The following is a 19590-nucleotide window of genomic DNA, read 5'->3' on the forward strand; positions in this document are numbered from 1 at the left end:
ATGACCACGCGTCGCATCGCCGTCGTCTCGGCCGGCCTGTCGAACCCCTCGTCCACGCGGATGCTGGCCGACCGGCTCGCCGCCGAGACCGTCAAGGCGCTCGCCGAGCGCGACATCCAGGCCACGGTCGACGTGATCGAGCTGCGTGACTACGCGCACGACATCACCAACAACCTGCTCACGGGCTTCGCGCCGCCCGCCCTGGAGACCGCGATCAACACGGTCGTCTCGGCGGACGCGCTGATCGCCGTGACCCCGATCTTCTCGACCAGCTACTCCGGCCTGTTCAAGTCGTTCATCGACGTGCTCGACCCGGACGCGCTGACCGGGAAGCCCGTGCTGATCGGCGCCAACGCGGGCACCCCGCGGCACTCGCTCGCAATCGACTACGCGATCCGCCCGCTGTTCGCCTACCTGCACGCGGAGGCCGTGTCGACCGGCGTGTTCGCGGCGTCCAGCGACTGGGGCGGCGCGGGCGACGACGTGGCCCCGCTCGCCAAGCGCGTCGAGAAGGGTGCCAGGGAGCTGGCCGAGGCTGTCGCCCGCCGCGAGGCGGCCACGGTCGTCGACCCGTACGACCCGGCGACCTATCTCGGTGAGGGTCGATCGTTCGGACACATGCTCGGCGGTCTCGCGGGCGAGTGACCCCGCGCCGACGTCCGCGCCCCGTCCCCGTGGAGACACGGGGACGGGGCGCGCGTCACCGCCCAGCCGGTCCCCGCCGCCAGGTGTACTCGGTCTCGGGTCGACCGCGCGTCCCGTAGCGGGCACCGCGCACCGCCACGCCCTCGACGACCAGGTGCTCGAGGTAGCGGCGCACGGCCACGCGTGACAGTCCGAGTCGCTCGGCGGCCTCGCGCGCGGAGAGCGGTCCGCGGGCGCGCAGCTCCGCCGTCACGCGCTCCAGCGAGGTCGCCGACAGCCCCTTCGGCAGGACGATGGCTCCGGTCGACCGACTCAGCAGCGCGTCGATCTCCGCCTGCGTCGCCGGGCCCGTCGTCCCGTGCGCCTGGGCACGATACGCCCGGTACTGCTCCAGCCGCTCCTGGAACACCGCAAACGCGAACGGCTTCACGAGGTAGTGGAAGACGCCGAGTGCCGCCATCTGCCGCACGGTCTCCGCGTCGCGCACGCCGGTGATCGCGATCACGTCCAGCGCCGCACCGCTCGCGCGGAGCGCGCGCAGCACCTCCAGTCCGGATCCGTCCGGCATCGTCACGTCGAGCAGCATCAGATCGAACGCGCCAGCGCCGGGTCGCTCGCGCACGGCCGTGAGAGCCGCGCGCGCTCCCGTGCACTCACCGGCCACCGCGAAGCCGTCCAGCCGCGCGAGGTAGGTGCGATGCAGCTCGAGGGTCAACGGGTCGTCGTCGACCAGCAGGACGCGGATCACGACCTGCTCCCGCGTGACGATGCCGACGGGAGGGTCACCCGGAACACCGTCGGCGGGCCCGCCACGGTCACGTCCCCGCCGGCCTCCCTCACGACGGAGCGGACGAGGGCCAGCCCGATGCCGCGCCCGTGCGGCCCCGCGGGCTTCGTCGTATACCCCTGGGCGAAGATCCGCTCCCGCTGATCGACCGGGATCCCCGGGCCGCTGTCCGCCACCTCCAGCACGATGCCGCCGCGATCGCCGCGCCGCAGCGACACCCGCACCCAGCGGTCTGCGGATTCCGCCGCGGCATCCATCGCGTTGTCGACCAGATTCCCGAGCACGGCCACCGCGTCGACGGGCGCCAGCGGGGTGCGCGGGGTGTCCGGGGCGATGTCCATCCGCCAGTCGATGCCGCGCTCGCGCGCCTGTGCGGCCTTGCCCAGCAGCAGTGCGCCCACCGCGGGGTCGCCGTGCTGCCGCGCCGTGACCTGGTCCACGAGGGACTGGCTCTGCCTGGACGTCTGCGTGAGGATCTCGATCGCCTCGTCGCGGCGGTCGAGTTCGAGCAGCGCCACCGCCGCGTGCATGCGGTTGCCGTGCTCGTGCGTCTGCGCCCGCAGCGCTTCGCCGAGGGTGCGCACCGACTCATAGGAGGAGACCGCGTCGCGCAGCTCCCCGGGCGGCAGGTCGCCCGCGAACCGCCGCGTCACCCGACGGGCGAGCAGGGCACCGCCCACCCCGAGCAGCACCAGTCCCGCCGTGATGGCGAGCGACAGCGGCAACCGCCGCACCAGGGTCTCGGAGATGGTCTCGGTCGTCACCCCCGTGGCGACCCAGCCCACCAGGGTGCCGTCATCATCGACAACAGGGACGATCGTCCGCACGGACGGACCGAGCGTGCCGCGGAACTCCTCGGTGAGCACGCGCGGGGTGGACGGGACCGTCCCGAGGTACGGCGCACCGATCTGAGTCGGATCGGGATGGGTGAGGCGCAGACCCTCCGGCGTCATGATCGTGACGAAGTCCAACCCCGCCCTGTCGATGACCTCCAGCGCGTACGGTTCGAGCGACGCGCTGGCGCTCGCCGTATCGCCGCGGGTGAGCAGTGCGACCACGTCCGGTGCGGAGGCGAGGGCGGCGGCTGTGGCGGCGGTGAGCCGTTCGGCCTCGGAGCGGACGGCACGCTGCGCCTCCACCACGAGGAACAGCGCGACGAGCGCGCCGACGACCACGGCGGTCACCACGAGCGCCGCGAATACCCGCGACGCGGCGCTGCGGCCTGGGGAGGCGTGCGCCATCCCGTTCCTCCGATCGTCGACGGGTCCGGCAGGGACCAATACGACCACAAATGGCGTCGTCGTGCGAGCGCGGAGACCGTGGAAGGGGTCGGGGGCACAGAGGCCACCGGCTCGGACGACGACGTCGACACGAGGAGGACGCATGGCGCTCACGACGGGATTCTCCCTTCCCCGGTTCCACTGGCGGCGAGGCAAGCACGCCTGGGACCGCCACACCTGGCTGTACGTCTCGGTGATCATCGCGGTGGTGCTCGGCGCGGTCGTCGGGCTGGTCTGGCCGGAGGTCGGACGCGGGTTCGAGCCGCTGGGCACGGGATTCGTCGCGCTGATCAAGATGATGATCGCGCCGATCATCTTCTGCACGATCGTGGTCGGTGTCGGTTCGATCGCGAAGGCGGCGACGGTCGGGAAGATCGGCGGTCTCGCGCTGCTCTACTTCATGGTCATGTCGACCTTCGCGCTCGCGATCGGCCTGATCGTGGGGAACATCGTCCACCCCGGCTCCGGGCTCGACATGGCGAACGCCAGCTATCAGACGGAGACCACGGAGGCCACGACGACGCAGGAGTTCCTGCTCGGGATCATCCCCGCGACGTTCTTCTCCGCCTTCACGGGCGAGAGCGTGCTGCAGGTCCTCTTCATCGCCCTGCTCACCGGGTTCGCGCTGCAGGGGCTGGGTGAGCGCGGAGCCCCGATCATGGAGGCGGTCAAGCAGCTGCAGAAGCTCGTGTTCCGGATCCTCGGCATGATCCTGTGGCTGGCCCCCATCGGCGCCTTCGGGGCGATCGCGGCCGTCGTGGGCAAGACGGGGGTGGCCGCGATCTGGAGCCTCGGGATCCTGATGGTGGCGTTCTACATCACCTGCATCGTCTTCATCCTCGTGGTGCTGGGGACGCTCCTGTGGGCGGTCACCAGGGTCAACATCCTGTCGCTCATGAAGTACCTGGCCAGGGAGTACCTGCTGATCGTCGGCACGTCGTCGTCGGAGTCCGCGCTGCCGCGCCTGATCGCGAAGATGGAGCACATCGGGGTCTCCAAGCCCGTCGTCGGCATCACCGTGCCCACCGGCTACTCGTTCAACCTCGACGGCACCGCGATCTACCTCACGATGGCGTCGCTGTTCATCGCGACCGGGATGGGCCAGCCCATGTCGATCGGGGAGCAGATCGGCCTGCTGGTGTTCATGATCATCGCGAGCAAGGGGGCGGCGGGCGTCACGGGAGCGGGCCTGGCGACGCTGGCCGGCGGGCTGCAGGCGTACCGGCCCGACCTCGTCGACGGCGTCGGCGTCATCGTCGGCATCGACCGGTTCATGTCCGAGGGGCGGGCGCTGACGAACTTCACCGGCAACGCGGTCGCCACGCTGCTGATCGGCACCTGGACCAGGCAGATCGACCGCGACCGCGTACGCCGGGTCCTGAGCGGCGAGCTGCCGTTCGACGAATCACGACTCGACGGGGTGGACGCCCACGCGGCGCCGCACCCGCAGGCCACCGACGTCCAGGGACTGCACGAGGCCGCCGTCACCGAGATGTCCGCGAAGGAGGAGCGCGCGCGCAACCGGGCCCTCGGCGGATGACACGGGCGGGACAGGGATGCGGGAGCCGGTGATCACCGGCTCCCGCATCACCGCGGTCAACCGCTCTTGCGTCGGAACTCGCGTCGCGTCTGCGGGGCGTTGGCGGCGTGGACGGCGGAGTCGCCGTCGAGGTGGGCCTCGCCCTGCCGGTGGTGCGCGTTCTTCTTCTCGAGCGCTTCCTTGAACTTGCGCTTCATGTCCTCCGAGGAGGAGGCGCCTTCTTCGGTGCTCATGCCCCCGAGCCTAGGGCACCGTCGTCGCGCGCGGGGAGTCGGCCGCGGCGTCGCGCGGCGACCCGGTCCACAGCGAGTCCGAGCGCCACGGCCACGACGATCGACACCGGCACCGCGACCAGCGGCCCGCCGGGGAGCACCGCGGCGATCAGGGCGCCGACCGCGGCCTGGTACACCGCCCACCCGGTCGCCGCGACGACCACCAGGGGGAAGTAGCGCAGGGGTCGCACACGCGAGGCTCCGGCGACGAGGTTCACCGCGAGCCGCGCGAAGGGCACGAAGCGCGCCGTGAACAGCACCGTGGCCGCGCCGCGGTCGAGGCGCCGTCTGGCGCCGTCCAGCGCCTGCCACACGCGCGGCGCGCGCATCCACCGCCATCGCCGGGTCCCGACGAGCCGTCCGATCAGGTAGCAGCAGGCGTCACCGACGGCGGCGGCCGCGGCGGCGCACAGAACCACGGCCCAGAGCGGAGGACTGCCCGTCGTGACGGCCAGTGCGCCGAGTGCCGTCACCGCGATCTCGCCGGGGATCACGACGACGAACGCGTCACCCAGTACGAGCAGGCTCATGACCACGAGGCTCCACGGGCTCGCGAGCGCGTCGGCGAACAGATCGGTCGGCACGACGCCCAGCGTGCACGGCGCGGGTGAACGGCAACCGACGGGAAGCTGGCCGGTGACCCCCGGTCCAGCATCCGGTGAACATCTGGTGCACCGGGCCGTTTCCGGGCGGTGGCCGCTCGAGCCGCGGCCATCCTGTGGGTGTGAGAGTCGCGATCGTCACCGAGTCCTTCCTTCCGCACATGAACGGCGTGACCGGATCCGTGATGCAGATCCTCCGCCATCTCGAGCGCCGTGGACACGAGGCGCAGGTCATCGCGCCGGCGGCGGAGGGCATGCCGCGCGAGCTCCACGGCGCGCGGATCACGGCGGTGCCGAGCATGCCCCTTCCCGGCTACCGCGACGTGCGGGTGGGCGCGTCCGCCCCGGCGCGGATCATCGCGAGCTGGGCCGACTTCCGACCGGACGTGGTGCACCTGGCGTCGCCGTTCGCCCTCGGGTGGCGGGGCGTGCTCGCGGCGGAGCGGCAGGGAGTCGCCGCGGTGGCCGCATACCAGACCGATGTCGTGTCCTACGCCGAGCGCTACCGCGTGGCCGCGACAGCGGGGATCGCGCAGGCACACGTCACCCGGCTCCACCGGCGGGCCACCCTGACGCTGGCTCCGTCTGCCGAGTCCGCCCGACAGCTCGCTCAGCTCGGCGTCGACCGCCTCCGCCGCTGGGGGAGAGGCGTGGACGCGGAGCGGTTCCATCCGACGCGCCGCGACCCCGCTCTGCGTGCACGGTGGGGTGAGCAGACCGTGATCGGCTATGTCGGGCGTCTGGCCCCGGAGAAGCAGGTGGAAGACCTGGCCGTGCTCGCCGGGATCCCCGGTACCCGTCTCGTCGTGGTCGGCGACGGCCCGAGCCGTGCGCGCCTGCAGCACCTGCTCCCTGACGCCCTGTTCCTGGGCCACCTCGACGGCGACGCGCTCGCCGCGGCCCTGGCGTCGTTCGACGTGTTCGTGCACCCGGGGGAGAGCGAGACCTTCGGGCAGACTCTGCAGGAGGCGCACGCGAGCGGCGTCCCCGTGGTCGCGACGGGGCGCGGGGGACCGCTCGACCTCGTACGCAGCGGAGTCGACGGCTGGCTCTACCCTCCCGGTGACCTGCGGGAGCTGCGCCGGCGCGTGGGCGAGCTCGCGACCGATGCGCACACGCGGCGCGCGTTCGGCCGCGCCGGTCACGAGAGCGTCCAGGCGCGCAGCTGGGCGGCCGTCGGGGATCAGCTCCTCGGGCACTTCGCGGAGGCCGAGGAGCTGCACAGGACGGACGCGGCGGCGCGAGCCCGTCGGCTCGTGAGGCCCGAGCCCACGCCACCCGTGCCGCCGGCGCGCTGGCGCAGATACGTCGCGCTGGGCGACTCGCTGACGGAGGGACTGTGCGACCCGGGCGCGGATGGGGCGCTGCGGGGCTGGGCCGACCGACTGGCGCTGCTGCTCGCGGCGCGGGGCGGGTTGCACTACGCCAACCTCGCCATCCGGTCGAAGCGCGTGCAGGACGTCTGCGGGGAGCAGCTCGAGCGCGCGCTGGAGCTCCGACCCGACCTGGTCTCGATCCTCGTGGGCGCGAACGACCTCGTGAAGTACCGTGCCCCCGTGCCGACGCTCGCGGCACAGGTCGAGGGCGCGATCGTGCGACTGCGCGCCGGCGGCGCCGAGGTCGTGCTGGTGACGCCCTTCCTCCCCGGACGACGCGCGGCAGCCCTGTACGCGCGACGCTTCGCAGCTTTCGCGACCGCGCTCGCCGGGGTGGCCGCGCGGACCGGCGCCATCCTGATCGACACCGACCTGCATCCCGCGCTCGCGGAGCGACCGCACTGGGGGGAGGATCTCGTGCACCTCAGCAGTCGCGGGCACCGGTTCCTCGCCTATCGCGTCGGCGAGGTGCTCGGGGTGCCCCATGCCGAGGCCCTCGGCGCGCTCGACGCCGTGCTGCACGAGCACGAGTCGATCGGAGCCGGTGCGTGGTGGCGGCGGTACGCGCTGCCGTGGGTATGGCGTCGCCTGCACGGGAGGGCCGCGGGTGACGGCCGCCGCGCCAAGCACGACGACTACGTCTACCTCGGTCGCTCGTCCGTCGAGCGCGGCGCGCCGGTGGGCTGAGCGCGGGGGTGGCGCTCAGCGACGACCCATGCCGCGGTACGTCCAACCGGCCGCACGCCACGCCGCGGCGTCGAGGCAGTTGCGGCCGTCGACCACGACTCGTCCGCGCACGAGCGACCCCGCATGCGCGGGGGAGAGCGCACGCCGGTACTCGTCCCACTCCGTCACGACCACCACGGCGTCGGCCCCGCGGAGGGCCTCGTCCCGGTCGCTCGTGTATCCCAGCTGCGGGTGCAGGGCCCTGGCGTTGTCGATCGCCGCGGGGTCGGTGACCACGACGTCGGCGCCGAGGCCGCGCAGGCGCACGGCGACATCGAGCGCAGGGGAGTCGCGCACGTCGTCGCTGAAGGGTTTGAACGCGGCACCGAGCACCGCGATCCGGCGGCCGAACACCCGTCCGGCGAGGGCGTCGACCACGAGCTGCACCGCGCGGTCTCTGCGGCGGAGGTTGATCGCGTCCACCTCGTGCAGGAAGCCCACGGCCTCGCGCCGACCGAGCTCCTCCGCGCGCGCCGCGAACGCCCGGATGTCCTTGGGCAGGCAGCCGCCGCCGAATCCGATGCCGGAGCCGAGGTAGCGTGGCCCGATGCGCGTGTCGTGGCCGAGCGCCTCCGCGAGCAGGGCGATGTCGGCGTCCGCGGCCTCGGCGATCTCGGCCATGGCATTGATGAACGAGATCTTGGTGGCGAGGAAGGCGTTGGCCGCTCCCTTCACCAGCTCGGCGGTGGCGAGGTCGGTCGCGAGGAAGGGGGTTCCCGCCTCGATCGCGGCACGGTACACGTCGCGCAGGACCGCGACGGCGCGCTCGCCCGCTGCCCCGCTGTCCGCCCCCACCACGATCCGATCGGGGGTCAGGGTGTCGTGCACGGCCCAGCCCTCCCGGAGGAACTCGGGGTTCCACGCCAGCGTCGCTCCGCGGTCGTGCACGAGTCCGGCGAGACGCGCGGCGGTGCCGACGGGAACCGTGGACTTGCCCGCCACCACGTCGCCGGGGCGCAGGTGAGGGAGCAGCGCGTCGACGGCGGCGTCCACGAAGCGCAGGTCAGCGGCCGGGCCGTGCGGCTGCTGCGGCGTGCCGACGGCGAGGAAGTGCACGGTCGCGCCTGCCGCGTCCTCGATGCGGGTGCCGAAGCGGAGGCGCCCTGCCGCCCGACCCGACGCGAGGAGGTCGTCCAACTGCGGCTCGAAGAACGGGGCCTGCCCGCGGGAGAGCGCAGCCACGCGGCCCTCGTCGACGTCGACGCCGATCACCTCGTGTCCGAGCGATGCCATGGCCGCGGCGTGCACGGCCCCGAGGTACCCGCATCCGATCACTGACATGCGCATGGCCCCAGCAGAGCCGACGCCCTGGACGCACGGTCGACGGGAGGGTGAACACACCATGACCGGCGGGTGTCGACACTTTCGACGGCGAGAGCACGCGGGATCCGAGGACGTCGCTGGTAGGGTGGATCCGGTTGACTGCGGTCGACTGTACAACTTCACATCGACTCATGGAGCGATCGGCGGAGAAGCTGGTCCCCTGTGGTGGGTTCCTCGGCGCGGTCGTCGGGTGGCTTTCTACTGGTGGCCAGCGCAGGCGAGACTCGGGGAATCCCCGCGCGCCCGAACCCCACCGCATCCGCTCCTTCATGAACACCTCGCGCGTCACACGGGCCCGCGAGGCTAAACAAAGAAGGAGAGACCTCTTGGAAGGTCCTGAAATCACCGCCACCGAGGCCGTTCTCGACAACGGCCGCTTCGGCACCCGCACCATCCGCTTCGAGACCGGCCGCCTCGCGCAGCAGGCTCAGGGCGCTGTCGCCGCCTACCTCGACGGCGAGACCATGCTCCTCTCGGCCACCAGCGCGGGCAAGCACCCGCGCGAGGGCTTCGACTTCTTCCCGCTGACGGTCGACGTCGAGGAGCGGTCCTACGCCGCCGGCAAGATCCCCGGCTCGTTCTTCCGTCGTGAGGGTCGTCCCTCCACGGAGGCGATCCTGGTCTGCCGTCTGATCGACCGTCCGCTGCGTCCGTCGTTCGTCGACGGCCTGCGCAACGAGGTCCAGATCGTCATCACGGTCCTCTCGATCGCGCCGGGCGAGTTCTACGACGCGCTGGCGATCAACGCCGCGTCCGCGTCGACCCAGATCTCGGGCCTGCCGTTCTCCGGCCCCGTCGCCGGTGTGCGCCTCGCGTTCATCCCCGGCCACGGCGAGCACGCCGACCAGTGGGTCGCGTTCCCGACGGCCGAGCAGGTGTCGGAGGCCGTGTTTGACCTGATCGTTGCCGGTCGCGTTGTCACCAAGGCCGACGGCTCCGAAGACGTCGCGATCATGATGGTCGAGGCCGAGGCGACCGAGGGCAGCTGGAACCTGATCAAGGCGGGCGCCACCAAGCCCGACGAGAGCGTCGTGGCCCAGGGCCTCGAGGCCTCGAAGCCGTTCATCGCCCAGCTCGTGAAGGCACAGGCCGAGCTCGCCGCCACGGCGTCGAAGGAGCCGGGCGTCTACCCGGTCTTCCCGGCCTACAGCGATGAGGTCTACGACTTCGTGTCCGAGCGCGCGTTCGCCGAGCTGAGCGACGTCTACCAGATCGCCGACAAGACCGAGCGCCAGAACGCCGACGACGCCATCAAGGAGCGCGTCAAGGCCGAGCTCATCGAGGCCACCGAGGCGGGCTCGCTCCCGGCCGCGGCCCCGCTGGAGTTCTCCGCCGCGTACAAGTCGGTCACGAAGAAGATCGTCCGCGGGCGCATCCTCACCGAGGGCACCCGCATCGACGGCCGCGGGCTGGCGGACATCCGCCCGCTCGACGCCGAGGTGCAGGTCATCCCGCGCGTGCACGGCTCTGCGATCTTCCAGCGCGGCGAGACCCAGATCATGGGTGTCACCACGCTGAACATGCTCAAGATGGAGCAGCAGATCGACTCGCTGTCGCCCACGACCAGCAAGCGCTACATGCACCACTACAACTTCCCGCCCTACTCGACCGGTGAGACCGGCCGCGTGGGTTCGCCGAAGCGTCGCGAGATCGGGCACGGCTTCCTCGCCGAGCGCGCCCTCGTGCCGGTGCTGCCGAGCCGCGAGGAGTTCCCGTACGCGATCCGTCAGGTGTCCGAGGCGCTGAGCTCCAACGGCTCGACCTCGATGGGCTCCGTGTGCGCCTCGACCCTCTCGCTGCTGAACGCGGGTGTGCCGCTGCGCGCTCCCGTCGCCGGCATCGCGATGGGCCTGGTCTCCGACGAGGTGAACGGGGAGACCCGTTACGCCGCGCTGACCGACATCCTGGGTGCGGAGGACGCGCTCGGCGACATGGACTTCAAGGTCGCCGGTACGAGCGAGTTCGTCACCGCCATCCAGCTCGACACGAAGCTCGACGGCATCCCGTCGTCGGTGCTCGCCGGCGCGCTGACCCAGGCCAAGGACGCCCGTCTGACGATCCTCAACGTCCTGAACGCCGCGATCGACGCTCCCGACGAGATGGCGCCCACCGCGCCGCGCGTCATCAGCGTGCAGATCCCGGTCGACAAGATCGGTGAGCTGATCGGCCCGAAGGGCAAGACGATCAACGCGATCCAGGACGAGACCGGTGCGCAGATCTCCATCGAGGAGGACGGCACCGTCTACATCGGCGCGACCGACGGCCCCTCGGCCGAGGCCGCCCGTGCCCAGGTGAACGCGATCGCCAACCCCACCAACCCGGAGGTCGGCGAGCAGTTCCTCGGCACCGTCGTGAAGATCGCCACGTTCGGCGCCTTCATCTCGTTGCTGCCCGGCAAGGACGGCCTGCTGCACGTCACCGAGGTGCGCAAGCTCGCCGGTGGCAAGCGCGTGGAGAACGTCGAAGACGTCCTCTCGGTCGGTCAGAAGATCCTCGTCAAGATCACGAAGATCGACGACCGCGGCAAGCTCTCGCTGGAGCCCGTGCTCGACGACGCCCCGGCCGCTGAGCAGGCGCCGTCGGACGAGGCCGCGGCGGAGTAACTCCGCCCGTTCGTCTGGAGCCCGGCTCTCTCCGCGAGGAGGGGGCCGGGCTTCGTCGTCGGCGATGTGATCAAAACGTTATCGGAAGTTTCCGCGCCGTTCCCCGGATTGGTCGGGACGTCGGCTGCGGTCGCATACCCTCGAAGTACGCACCGGGGGGTGCTAGTCAGGCAGCGAGGCAGGTCGGCACGCACCGATCGATGCGGGGGTGAGAGTATGCGGTTGTTCAGCGTAGGCGCAGGAACAGCGGCTGATCGCGCCGCGCAGGAACACGAGGACCACCCGTCCGCCCCCATCCCCATCGTCGGCCCCGGCGTCGGCGAGGCCATCCGGCTCCCGCTCGGGGAGACCGGCTTCGAGACCTTCCCGCTCATGCTCGGCGCCGCCGAGTTCGGGTGGAACGTCGACCTGGAGACGAGCCACGGCATCCTGGACCGCTACGCCGAGATCGGCGGGAACGCCATCCACACGGCCGACGGCTTCTCCGGTGGTCGCAGCGAGCACATCCTCGGACAGTGGCTGCGGTCGCGAGACCAGCGGGACCGGGTCGTGTTGAGCGTCCGCATCGGCGCTCACGCCGACAACCCCGGACTCGGCTCGGTCAACCTCGTCCGCGCCGTCGAGGGATCGCTGACGAGGTTGGGCGTGGAGCGCGTCGATGTGCTGTACCTCGACGCGACGCTCGATGCGACGACCAACCTGGAAGACACGCTCGCGACGGTCGAGTGGCTGATGGAGGCCGGCAAGATCGGCGCCGTCGGTGCCTACGGACTGAGCCCGGAGCGACTCGTGGAAGCGCGCATCCTGGCCTCGGCCGGATACCCCCGCATCACGGTCATCGACGCGCCGTACAACCTCGTGCGGCGTCAGCCGTTCGAGGGCGACCTGCGGCTGGTGGCCGGAGCGCAGAACCTCGCGGTCACGCCCTCGCACGCTCTCGAGCACGGCTTCTTGTCGGGGCGTCACCGCAACAAGGCGCTCACCTCGCGCGGCGTGCGCGGGGAACAGCTGCGCGGCCACCTCAACCGGCGCGGCATCAAGATCCTCCGTGCACTCGACCAGGTGGCCGAGGAGCTCGGGGTGCCCGTGGCCGCGGTCTCGATCGCCTGGCTCCTGGCGCAGCGCACGGTGACCGCGCCGATCGTGAACACGTTCGCGGCCGAGCAGGTGGACGAGCTCATGCAGGGTGCGGGTGTGGCACTGTCACGGAGTCAGGTGGCCGAGCTCTCCCGCGCGGGCAACTGAACGTCGGCCCACCCGTGACATAGGGTGGAGGAGAGGTCCGGCGGGAGCTGGCGATGAAGCGAGCGAGCGAGTTGTGACGCACTACATATATCTGGTCAGACACGGTGAACATCAGGATGCCGAGCACGGCCTCGCCGACGGACCCCTGTCGCCGCGCGGCCAGCGGCAGGCGGAGCTGATCGCCGACCGCCTGTCCGGGCTTCCGCTCGATGCGGTCTGGCACTCGCCGCTCCTGCGGGCGAACGAGACGGCGAGGGCGATCGCCGGACGTCTTCCGTCGGTCGATCCCGAGCCGACGGCGCTCCTGTTCGACTGCGTGCCCACGGGCATGACGGAGGAGACGCCCTCGGTGTTCGAGCCGTTCTTCGGTTCCGTCACGGAGGCGGAGATCGAGGCCGGCCGCGCGCAGATGTCCGATGCGGTCAACGAGTTCCTGGTCCGCAAGACCGGCGAGGTGCACGAGGTGCTCATCACGCACAACTTCGTGATCTCGTGGTTCGTGCGCGAGGTGCTGGCGGCGCCGGAGTGGCGCTGGATGACGTTGAACCAGTCGCACTGCGGTCTCACCGTGATCGCGCAGAAGCAGGGGCGTCCGTGGACGCTGCTCACTCACAACGACACCGGACACCTGCCCGTGGAGTTGCGCACCGGGATCCCCGACGCGCTCCTCGTGTGACGCCGCGCCTCAGCGCGCCGCGGCTGCGGTCGCTCGCCCGGCCATAGGCTGGACGCATGACCACGAAGGTAGCCCTCGTCGGCGGAACCGGAAAGCTCGGGACGATCATCGGCTCGGTGATCGCGGAGCTCGACGGCTTCGCGGTGACGCGGGTCCTCGGTTCATCGAGCGATCTGTCGGAGTTGCAGGGGGCCGACCTCGTGGTGGATGCCTCCACGCCGCAGATCAGCGTCGACGTGGTGCGCACCGCGGTGGAGCAGGGCAGCAACGTGCTGGTGGCGACGTCGGGCTGGTCGGCCGAGCGCATCGCTCTGGTGCGTCCGCTGGTCGACGCGGCGGGGACGGGTGCGGTCTTCATCCCGAACTTCTCGCTGGGATCCGTGCTCGGCTCGGCGCTGGCCGCCGCTGCGGCACCGTTCTTCGGATCGGCGGAGATCATCGAGGCGCACCGCGAGACGAAGATCGATTCGCCCAGCGGCACGGCGGTCCGCACGGCCGAGCTGATCGCCGCGGCGCGGGCAGAGCAGGGTCCGGTCAGTGCGCCGCACGCGGATCAGCGGGCCCGCGGCCAGCAGGTCGCAAGCGTCCCGATCCATTCCCTCCGCCGTCCCGGCGTGATCGCGAAGCAGGAGGTGATCCTGTCGGGCCCTGGCGAGTCGCTCACCTTGACGCACGACACCACCGACTCGGCCCTCGCGTACGCCCCGGGCATCCGGCTCGCCGTGCCGTATGCCGCGTCGGCGACCGGAGTGGTCGTCGGGCTGGAGAACATGATCGACCTCGGTCTGCGCTCGTGATGTCGCGGATCGGCGTCGGCCTGATGGCGGCGGCGCTCCTGGTGTACCTGGCGGTGGCGGTGTGGCTGGCGGTGATGTTCATCTCCGTCGGCACCCCGGTGTCGATCGGCATGGGCATCACGCTCCTCGTGCTCGCCCCGCTCGGAGCCTGGGCGTTGGTCAGGGAGATGCTGTTCGGGTTCGGGGCCGACCGGCTCGGTCGGATCCTCGATGCCGAGGGGGCGATGCCGCCCGTGGAGACCGAGCTCACGCCCAGCGGCCGCCTGGCCCGGGCGGACGCGGATCCTCTGATCGCCCGCTACACCGAGGCCGCGGCGGCCGCTCCGAGCGACTGGCGCGCCCGCTACCGTCTCGGCGTGGTGCAGGACGCCGCCGGTCGACGCAAGGACGCGAGGGCGAGTATCCGCGAGGCGATCAGGCTCTTCCGCGCCTGATTCCGACGTCGGATGCCCGCCGCTTGGACGATCAGGCGAGAGTGGCCTCGAGGGTGATGTCGATCCCGGCCAGCGCCTGCGACACCGGGCAGCCGGTCTTGGCACCCTCGGCGATCTCCTGGAACGCGGCCGGGGTCAGGCCGGGCACCACGGCGTTCACGTTGAGGTGGCTGCCGGTGATGCCGACACCGGGCTTGAACGTGACGGAGGCACTGGTGTTGACGCGCTCCGGGGGCGTGCCGTTCTCGGCGAGTGCGTGCGACAGCGCCATGCTGAAGCACGAGGCGTGGGCTGCGGCGATCAGCTCCTCCGGAGTGGTGGTGGTGTCGCTGCCTTCGCTGCGGGCCTTCCAGTCGAGCGGGAAGGTGCCGAGGTGCGACGACGAGAACGCGACCGTCCCCGATCCCTCGGTGAGCGATCCGGTCCACGTGGCGGCGGCTTCACTGGTGACGGGCATGGGGGTCCTCCGGTTCTCGCGCTGCGGGGTGAGCAGCGGCGCTCCGGGCCAGCCTATCGAGCCGCCGGTCGCCGGGGAACCGGGTCAGGCGGGCCTCGTGTTCCGTCCGAGCAGGCCGGTGCGCTGGAGGACCAGGTAGAGCTGGCAGCCCAGGCAGAACGAGAACGCGGCGTTCAGGAACGCGGCGACGAAGGCCGCCGCGGTGGCGACCGGCAGCGCCCAGGGGACGCCCGCGAGGTGCAGGGCGAGGCCGGCACCGACCACGACCAGCCCGACCCCCTGCGCGAACCGTGGAGGTCGCGGGTCCTCCAGCTCGGAGGGTGGCGCGAGGCGCGGGCGGACGACGCTGCGGAACAGCGCACCCCAGGGCGTGGTCGGCGGTGACACGACGCTCCAGAGGAAGAGCAGCGCGATCACGAGCGCGAGCAGGCAGCCGGGGTCGGTCAGTCGCTCGAGGGGTGAGGCGGCGACGATCGCCCAGTCGCCCGCAGGCTCGGTCCGGTCGGTGGAGAGGCCGGTCAAGGCGAGGAATGTGGCGATGAGCAGCAGGACACTGGTGATGGTGGCGGCGAACCGTGGTCCTCGCGGGTCGATGCCGACGGGAGCGGACATGAGTTCTCCTGGTCTGATCAGGCCGCGGCGACGGCGTCGGTGAGGGCGTGCCGCTGCGGCACGCCGTGGAAGCGGGCGATGACCTCGCCGCTGCCGTCCACCACGAGGGTGGTCGGGGTCTGCAGCACGCGGTAGCGGCTGGCGAGGTCGGGACGCGTGGTGAGGTCGATCTCGACGTGGCGCAGTCCGTCCTGTTCCGCGGCGTAGCTGCCCAGGAGGCGACGGACGTGCGGGCACTTCGCGCACAGCTCGGTGCTGAACTGCACCAACGTCGCGCGTTGGCCGAGCGGAGCCCCCGCGTCGGCCGGATCGAACCGGACGACTCCGGCGCGACGGCGAGCGCCCTCGCGGTGGCGCAGTACGGCTCCCACGGCGACCGCGACGCCGAGCAGCACTGCCACGACGGCGAGGGCGAGCACGGGCGACATGCGTCGAGACTAAGCGCGCGCGAGTCATGCGGGCCCGCATGTTTCCGCGGATGACGCCCCGGCGGCACAGCGCAGATCCGCCCTCGGGGCGAGCGGGCCGGGTATCCTGACTCCCATGAGCGCCCCCGTCCCGACCCCGTACGAAGACCTGCTCCGTGACGTCCTCGAGACGGGGACGCACAAGAGCGATCGCACCGGCACCGGGACCACCAGCGTCTTCGGCCGTCAGATCCGGTTCGACCTCTCCCAGGGCTTCCCGCTGATCACGACCAAGCGCGTGCACTTCAAATCGATCGCCTACGAGCTGCTCTGGTTCCTCCGCGGCGACTCCAACGTCGGCTGGCTGCAGGAGAACGGCGTGACGATCTGGGACGAGTGGGCGGACGCGGAGGGTGACCTCGGACCCGTGTACGGCGTGCAATGGCGTTCCTGGCCCACCCCGGACGGGGGCAGTATCGACCAGCTGTCCGAGGTGATCGAGCAGATCCGTCGCACCCCGGACTCGCGACGCCTGATCGTGTCGGCGTGGAACCCCGCCGCCATCCCGGACATGGCTCTCGCGCCGTGTCACGCCCTGTTCCAGTTCTACGTGGCCGACGGCAAGCTCTCCTGCCAGCTGTACCAGCGCAGCGCCGACATGTTCCTCGGCGTGCCCTTCAACATCGCGTCCTATGCCCTGCTGACGATGATGATCGCGCAGCAGGTCGGGCTGGAACCGGGCGACTTCGTCTGGACGGGCGGCGACTGCCACGTGTACGACAACCACGTCGACCAGGTGCGCGAGCAGCTGACGAGGAAGCCCTTCCCGTATCCGACGCTGCGCTTCGCCCGCACCCCGGAATCGATCTTCGACTACCGCTACGAGGACTTCGTGGTGGAGGACTATCAGCACCACGCGCCGATCAGGGCGGCGGTGGCGGTATGACCTGGGTCGGGCTGATCTGGGCGCAGGCCCACGGCGGGGTGATCGGCGCCGAGGGCGGCATGCCGTGGCACGTTCCCGAAGATCTCGCGCACTTCAAGGAGATCACGCACGGAGCCCCGGTCATCATGGGGCGCAAGACCTGGGATTCGCTGCCCGAGCGGTTCCGGCCGCTCCCCGGGCGCGACAACCTCGTCGTCACGCGCCAGCAGGACTGGGCGGCGGACGGGGCCTCCCGTGCCGCGACCGTGGCCGAGGCCGTGCGCGGCCGCGACAGGGTGTGGATCATCGGAGGGGCGGAGATCTTCCGCCAGGTGATCGGCGACGCCGACAGGCTCGAGGTCACCGAGATCGACCTCGACGTCGACGGCGACGCGTTCGCGCCTCCGACGACGGGGTGGCGGCTCGTGGACGAGGGGGAGTGGCAGACCTCGCGCACGGGCGTGCGGTATCGCTTCCTGGGATACGAGCGCTGATGCCCACCGCACTCATCACGGGAGCCAGCGCCGGCCTCGGCGCGGAGTTCGCGCGTCAGCTCGCCCGACGTCGGGGAGACCTCATCCTGGTCGCCCGCTCGGCCGACGCGCTCGAGGCCCTCGCGGCGGAGCTGCGCAGCGAGTATGGCGTCGCGGTCGAGGTGCTCGTCGCCGACCTGTCGGAGGAGGAGGGCGTCTCGCGCGTCGCCGAGCGCCTGCGGGACACGTCCGATCCGGTCGATCTGCTCGTGAACAACGCCGGCTTCGGACTGCCGTTGCAGTTCGCGGACAACGACATCGACGACGAGGTGCGGCACCTGCGTGTCCACGTGGAGGCATCGATGCGCCTCATGCACGCCGCACTCCAGAGCATGCGCGGCCGCGGAGGACGCATCATCAACGTCGCGTCGGTCGCCGGGTTCATCTCCCGGTCGACGTACTCGGCATGCAAGGCGTGGCTGATCGGCTTCAGCCGCTGGGCGAACGCGGAGTACGCGCGCGACGGCGTGACGGTCACGGCGCTCTGCCCCGGCTTCACGCACACGTCCTTCCACGAGCGCATGGGCCTCGCGGTGGGGCAGGAGGGGGTTCCGGGTCTCCTGTGGCTCGACGCCCCGTCGGTGGTGCGCACCGGTCTTCGTGATGCCGCCCGTGGGAAGCCCGTGTCGATCCCGTCCCTCCGCTACAAGGTCGTTGTCGCGGTCGCCCGCGTGCTCCCGCAGTCGCTGACCTCCGCCGTGGCGCGGCGCGGGCGCGTCTGAGGGTCTCAGCCGAAGCGTCCGAGCCGGATGCCGGCCAGGGCGAGGGCGGCGATGGTCTCTCCATCGGTGATCCGTCCATCCGTGATCATCGCGAGGGCGTCGGCGAACGGCACCCACGAGACCGACCCGATGCCCTCCTCGGCCCGGGTGCCGGTCGCTTCGTCCACACGACGGATCGCGCGTGCCAGAAACACGTGCTCCGTCGCGACGGCGATCCCGTTGAGGGCGTTCATGGTGCCGAGCTCGGTCCAGTCGTCGGCCGTGTGACCGGTCTCCTCGAGGAACTCGCGGCGGGCGGCCACGAGCGGTTCTTCGCCGTCGGTGCCCCCCGCGGGGATCTCGAGCGACGGCCCCACGGTGTACCGGTCAAGAGTGACGAGGCAGACGCGGTCGTCGGCGTCGACCGCGACCACGAACACGGCGGGGTGCTGCATCTCGACGACGCCGTAGATCCCTCGGCCGCTCGGACCGGTGACCTGGTCCTCGCGTACGCGGATCCAGGAGTTCTCGTAGGCGAGGCGCGACGCGTGCGTGATCCATCCCATGGCGTGAGCCTAGGCGGCACGGTCCGCGGCCGCGCCACGTGACCCGATACGCTGGTGTCATGACGCACTCGGGCAACCCTTTCGGACAGGTTCTCGTCGCGCTCGTCACTCCGATGACGGCCGACGGCGAAGTCGACTGGCCCGCCGTCGAGAAGCACATCGATGACGTGATCACCGCGGGAGCGGACGGCATCGTGGTGACGGGAACGACCGGCGAGACCTCGACCCTGACGGACCCCGAGAAGCTGAAGCTGGTCGAGGTCGGCAAGTCGGTCTCCGCCGGCCGCGCCAAGATCATCACCGGCGGTGGATCGAACGAGACCGCGCACGCGATCGAGCTCTACAAGGCCAGCGAGAAGGCCGGTGCCGACGGCATCATGATCGTCACGCCGTACTACAACAAGCCGACGCAGGCCGGCATCCTGACGCACTTCCGCCTCGTCGCGGACGCCACGGACCTTCCGGTCATCCTGTACGACATCCCCGGTCGTACGGGCGTTCCGATCAAGTACGAGACGATCCTCCGCCTCGCGAAGCACCCGAACATCCTCGCCGTGAAGGACGCCAAGGGAGACTTCTCCGAGGTGAGCCGCGTGCTCAACCAGACCGACCTGATGTACTTCTCGGGCGATGACGCGAACGTCCTGCCGCATCTCGCGATCGGTGCGACCGGGCTCATCGGCGTCACGGCCAACATCACGGCCACGCCCTACCGCACGATCGTGGATGCGGTGAACCGGGGCGACCTCGCCACCGCCACCGCCGAGCACAAGCGCCTCGAGCCTCTGGTGCGCGCCGTCATGACGCATGTCCCCGGCACGGTCGCGGCGAAGTACATCCTGCACGGGCTCGGTCGCATCTCGAGCCCGCGCGTCCGACTGCCGCTGGTGGGCCCGGAGGAGTGGGAGGCCGCGCTGATCGAGGACGAGCTCGATCTGGTCGCCGGGGTTCCCGGTGCGGACTTCTCGAACTTCCGTCCCGACCGCAACGCGGCCGCGGGCGGCGCCCTGCCGAAGGTGCACGGCACGACGCGCTGAGTCGCGTCCCCATGAACGAACGGACGCGCGAAGTGTCCGACTGAGG

The 19590-nt window shown here is 71.1% G+C and carries 21 protein-coding genes; 12 read left to right on the forward strand and 9 right to left on the reverse strand.

What is annotated here, in order from left to right; genetic code table 11:
- On the forward strand, positions 1–645 hold the full coding sequence (locus KZC56_RS12515) for an FMN reductase (RefSeq protein ID WP_136035054.1): 645 nt from the start codon (positions 1–3) through the stop codon (positions 643–645).
- A 55-nt stretch (positions 646–700) separates the two neighbouring features.
- On the opposite strand, the gene KZC56_RS12520 is transcribed toward KZC56_RS12515, so the two are convergent.
- Positions 701–1393: a response regulator gene (locus KZC56_RS12520; RefSeq protein ID WP_136045655.1), complete on the reverse strand. Its 693-nt coding sequence runs from the start codon at positions 1391–1393 to the stop codon at positions 701–703.
- Positions 1390–2673, reverse strand: coding sequence for a sensor histidine kinase (locus tag KZC56_RS12525; protein ID WP_247638678.1), 1284 nt, complete (start codon positions 2671–2673; stop codon positions 1390–1392). The genes KZC56_RS12520 and KZC56_RS12525 overlap by 4 nt, the downstream gene beginning before the upstream one ends.
- A gap of 142 nt (positions 2674–2815) precedes the next feature.
- Here KZC56_RS12525 and KZC56_RS12530 point away from each other — a divergent pair, with 142 nt between their 5' ends.
- Entirely contained in the window at positions 2816–4252 is a 1437-nt protein-coding gene (locus KZC56_RS12530) for a cation:dicarboxylate symporter family transporter (RefSeq protein WP_247638679.1), read from the forward strand.
- Positions 4253–4308: 56 nt separating this feature from the next.
- On the opposite strand, the gene KZC56_RS12535 is transcribed toward KZC56_RS12530, so the two are convergent.
- Together KZC56_RS12535 and KZC56_RS12540 are read right to left on the reverse strand one after the other, a co-directional pair.
- Positions 4309–4485, reverse strand: a complete 177-nt coding sequence (locus KZC56_RS12535) for a DUF5302 domain-containing protein (protein WP_168387276.1) — start codon at positions 4483–4485, stop codon at positions 4309–4311.
- Positions 4482–5108, reverse strand: a complete 627-nt coding sequence (locus KZC56_RS12540) for a DedA family protein (RefSeq protein ID WP_247638680.1) — start codon at positions 5106–5108, stop codon at positions 4482–4484. Before KZC56_RS12540 ends, KZC56_RS12535 begins: the two co-directional genes overlap by 4 nt.
- Before the next feature lie 140 nt (positions 5109–5248).
- Here KZC56_RS12540 and KZC56_RS12545 point away from each other — a divergent pair, with 140 nt between their 5' ends.
- The gene (locus KZC56_RS12545; protein WP_247638681.1) at positions 5249–7189 is read left to right on the forward strand and encodes a GDSL-type esterase/lipase family protein; all 1941 of its coding nucleotides are present in this window, start codon (positions 5249–5251) and stop codon (positions 7187–7189) included.
- Between the two features lie 15 nt (positions 7190–7204).
- On the opposite strand, the gene KZC56_RS12550 is transcribed toward KZC56_RS12545, so the two are convergent.
- Positions 7205–8515: a UDP-glucose dehydrogenase family protein gene (locus KZC56_RS12550; protein WP_136035045.1), complete on the reverse strand. Its 1311-nt coding sequence runs from the start codon at positions 8513–8515 to the stop codon at positions 7205–7207.
- Positions 8516–8877: 362 nt separating this feature from the next.
- Between KZC56_RS12550 and KZC56_RS12555 the strand changes: the two genes are divergently transcribed.
- The 5 genes from KZC56_RS12555 (at position 8878) to KZC56_RS12575 (ending at position 14306) form a co-directional block, all read left to right on the forward strand.
- The gene (locus KZC56_RS12555) at positions 8878–11154 is read left to right on the forward strand and encodes a polyribonucleotide nucleotidyltransferase (RefSeq protein ID WP_136036712.1); all 2277 of its coding nucleotides are present in this window, start codon (positions 8878–8880) and stop codon (positions 11152–11154) included.
- 216 nt (positions 11155–11370) lie between these two features.
- Entirely contained in the window at positions 11371–12399 is a 1029-nt protein-coding gene (locus tag KZC56_RS12560; protein ID WP_247638682.1) for an aldo/keto reductase, read from the forward strand.
- Positions 12400–12472: 73 nt separating this feature from the next.
- A complete protein-coding gene (locus KZC56_RS12565) occupies positions 12473–13075 on the forward strand; it encodes a histidine phosphatase family protein (protein ID WP_136035039.1) in 603 nt (200 codons plus the stop codon).
- A gap of 56 nt (positions 13076–13131) precedes the next feature.
- Positions 13132–13872, forward strand: coding sequence for a 4-hydroxy-tetrahydrodipicolinate reductase (gene dapB, locus KZC56_RS12570; RefSeq protein ID WP_136035037.1), 741 nt, complete (start codon positions 13132–13134; stop codon positions 13870–13872).
- Entirely contained in the window at positions 13872–14306 is a 435-nt protein-coding gene (locus tag KZC56_RS12575; protein WP_247638885.1) for a hypothetical protein, read from the forward strand. The genes dapB and KZC56_RS12575 overlap by 1 nt, the downstream gene beginning before the upstream one ends.
- Positions 14307–14337: 31 nt before the next feature.
- On the opposite strand, the gene KZC56_RS12580 is transcribed toward KZC56_RS12575, so the two are convergent.
- The 3 genes from KZC56_RS12580 to KZC56_RS12590 all read right to left on the reverse strand — a co-directional run bounded on the left by KZC56_RS12580 (position 14338) and on the right by KZC56_RS12590 (position 15803).
- The gene (locus KZC56_RS12580; protein ID WP_136035033.1) at positions 14338–14763 is read right to left on the reverse strand and encodes an OsmC family peroxiredoxin; all 426 of its coding nucleotides are present in this window, start codon (positions 14761–14763) and stop codon (positions 14338–14340) included.
- A gap of 84 nt (positions 14764–14847) precedes the next feature.
- Positions 14848–15375 carry a DUF4395 domain-containing protein gene (locus KZC56_RS12585; protein WP_247638683.1) on the reverse strand — a complete coding sequence of 176 codons (528 nt, stop codon included), beginning with the start codon at positions 15373–15375 and terminating at the stop codon, positions 14848–14850.
- 17 nt (positions 15376–15392) lie between these two features.
- Positions 15393–15803, reverse strand: a complete 411-nt coding sequence (locus tag KZC56_RS12590; protein WP_247638684.1) for a thioredoxin family protein — start codon at positions 15801–15803, stop codon at positions 15393–15395.
- A 115-nt stretch (positions 15804–15918) separates the two neighbouring features.
- Between KZC56_RS12590 and KZC56_RS12595 the strand changes: the two genes are divergently transcribed.
- Genes KZC56_RS12595 through KZC56_RS12605 form a run of 3 tightly spaced genes read left to right on the forward strand, consistent with a single transcriptional unit; the run spans position 15919 to position 17962 of the window.
- Complete coding sequence (locus tag KZC56_RS12595; RefSeq protein ID WP_136035028.1) at positions 15919–16728, forward strand: thymidylate synthase; 810 nt, start codon at positions 15919–15921, stop codon at positions 16726–16728.
- Positions 16725–17201: a dihydrofolate reductase gene (locus KZC56_RS12600; RefSeq protein WP_136036717.1), complete on the forward strand. Its 477-nt coding sequence runs from the start codon at positions 16725–16727 to the stop codon at positions 17199–17201. The genes KZC56_RS12595 and KZC56_RS12600 overlap by 4 nt, the downstream gene beginning before the upstream one ends.
- Positions 17201–17962: an SDR family NAD(P)-dependent oxidoreductase gene (locus tag KZC56_RS12605; protein ID WP_136035024.1), complete on the forward strand. Its 762-nt coding sequence runs from the start codon at positions 17201–17203 to the stop codon at positions 17960–17962. Before KZC56_RS12600 ends, KZC56_RS12605 begins: the two co-directional genes overlap by 1 nt.
- Positions 17963–17967: 5 nt before the next feature.
- Here the strand turns inward: KZC56_RS12605 and KZC56_RS12610 are convergent, their stop codons facing one another.
- A complete protein-coding gene (locus KZC56_RS12610) occupies positions 17968–18507 on the reverse strand; it encodes an NUDIX domain-containing protein (protein WP_247638685.1) in 540 nt (179 codons plus the stop codon).
- 59 nt (positions 18508–18566) lie between these two features.
- Between KZC56_RS12610 and dapA the strand changes: the two genes are divergently transcribed.
- Positions 18567–19544, forward strand: a complete 978-nt coding sequence (gene dapA / locus KZC56_RS12615; protein ID WP_136035020.1) for a 4-hydroxy-tetrahydrodipicolinate synthase — start codon at positions 18567–18569, stop codon at positions 19542–19544.
- The last annotated feature ends 46 nt before the right edge of the window (positions 19545–19590 follow it).

It is taken from the genome of Microbacterium sufflavum, assembly GCF_023091155.1.
Lineage (GTDB): Bacteria > Actinomycetota > Actinomycetes > Actinomycetales > Microbacteriaceae > Microbacterium > Microbacterium sufflavum.

Excerpts from the sequence above, each read along its gene's own strand:
- dapA (WP_136035020.1), top strand. The coding sequence starts at position 18,567 with ATGACGCACTCGGGCAACCCTTTCGGACAGGTTCTCGTCGCGCTCGTC.
- KZC56_RS12585 (WP_247638683.1), bottom strand. The coding sequence starts at position 15,375 with ATGTCCGCTCCCGTCGGCATCGACCCGCGAGGACCACGGTTCGCCGCC.
- KZC56_RS12600 (WP_136036717.1), top strand. The coding sequence starts at position 16,725 with ATGACCTGGGTCGGGCTGATCTGGGCGCAGGCCCACGGCGGGGTGATC.
- KZC56_RS12515 (WP_136035054.1), top strand. The coding sequence starts at position 1 with ATGACCACGCGTCGCATCGCCGTCGTCTCGGCCGGCCTGTCGAACCCC.
- KZC56_RS12530 (WP_247638679.1), top strand. The coding sequence starts at position 2,816 with ATGGCGCTCACGACGGGATTCTCCCTTCCCCGGTTCCACTGGCGGCGA.
- KZC56_RS12590 (WP_247638684.1), bottom strand. The coding sequence starts at position 15,803 with ATGTCGCCCGTGCTCGCCCTCGCCGTCGTGGCAGTGCTGCTCGGCGTC.
- KZC56_RS12575 (WP_247638885.1), top strand. The coding sequence starts at position 13,872 with ATGTCGCGGATCGGCGTCGGCCTGATGGCGGCGGCGCTCCTGGTGTAC.
- KZC56_RS12610 (WP_247638685.1), bottom strand. The coding sequence starts at position 18,507 with ATGGGATGGATCACGCACGCGTCGCGCCTCGCCTACGAGAACTCCTGG.
- KZC56_RS12550 (WP_136035045.1), bottom strand. The coding sequence starts at position 8,515 with ATGCGCATGTCAGTGATCGGATGCGGGTACCTCGGGGCCGTGCACGCC.
- KZC56_RS12595 (WP_136035028.1), top strand. The coding sequence starts at position 15,919 with ATGAGCGCCCCCGTCCCGACCCCGTACGAAGACCTGCTCCGTGACGTC.
- KZC56_RS12580 (WP_136035033.1), bottom strand. The coding sequence starts at position 14,763 with ATGCCCGTCACCAGTGAAGCCGCCGCCACGTGGACCGGATCGCTCACC.
- KZC56_RS12605 (WP_136035024.1), top strand. The coding sequence starts at position 17,201 with ATGCCCACCGCACTCATCACGGGAGCCAGCGCCGGCCTCGGCGCGGAG.
- KZC56_RS12535 (WP_168387276.1), bottom strand. The coding sequence starts at position 4,485 with ATGAGCACCGAAGAAGGCGCCTCCTCCTCGGAGGACATGAAGCGCAAG.
- KZC56_RS12560 (WP_247638682.1), top strand. The coding sequence starts at position 11,371 with ATGCGGTTGTTCAGCGTAGGCGCAGGAACAGCGGCTGATCGCGCCGCG.
- KZC56_RS12525 (WP_247638678.1), bottom strand. The coding sequence starts at position 2,673 with ATGGCGCACGCCTCCCCAGGCCGCAGCGCCGCGTCGCGGGTATTCGCG.
- dapB (WP_136035037.1), top strand. The coding sequence starts at position 13,132 with ATGACCACGAAGGTAGCCCTCGTCGGCGGAACCGGAAAGCTCGGGACG.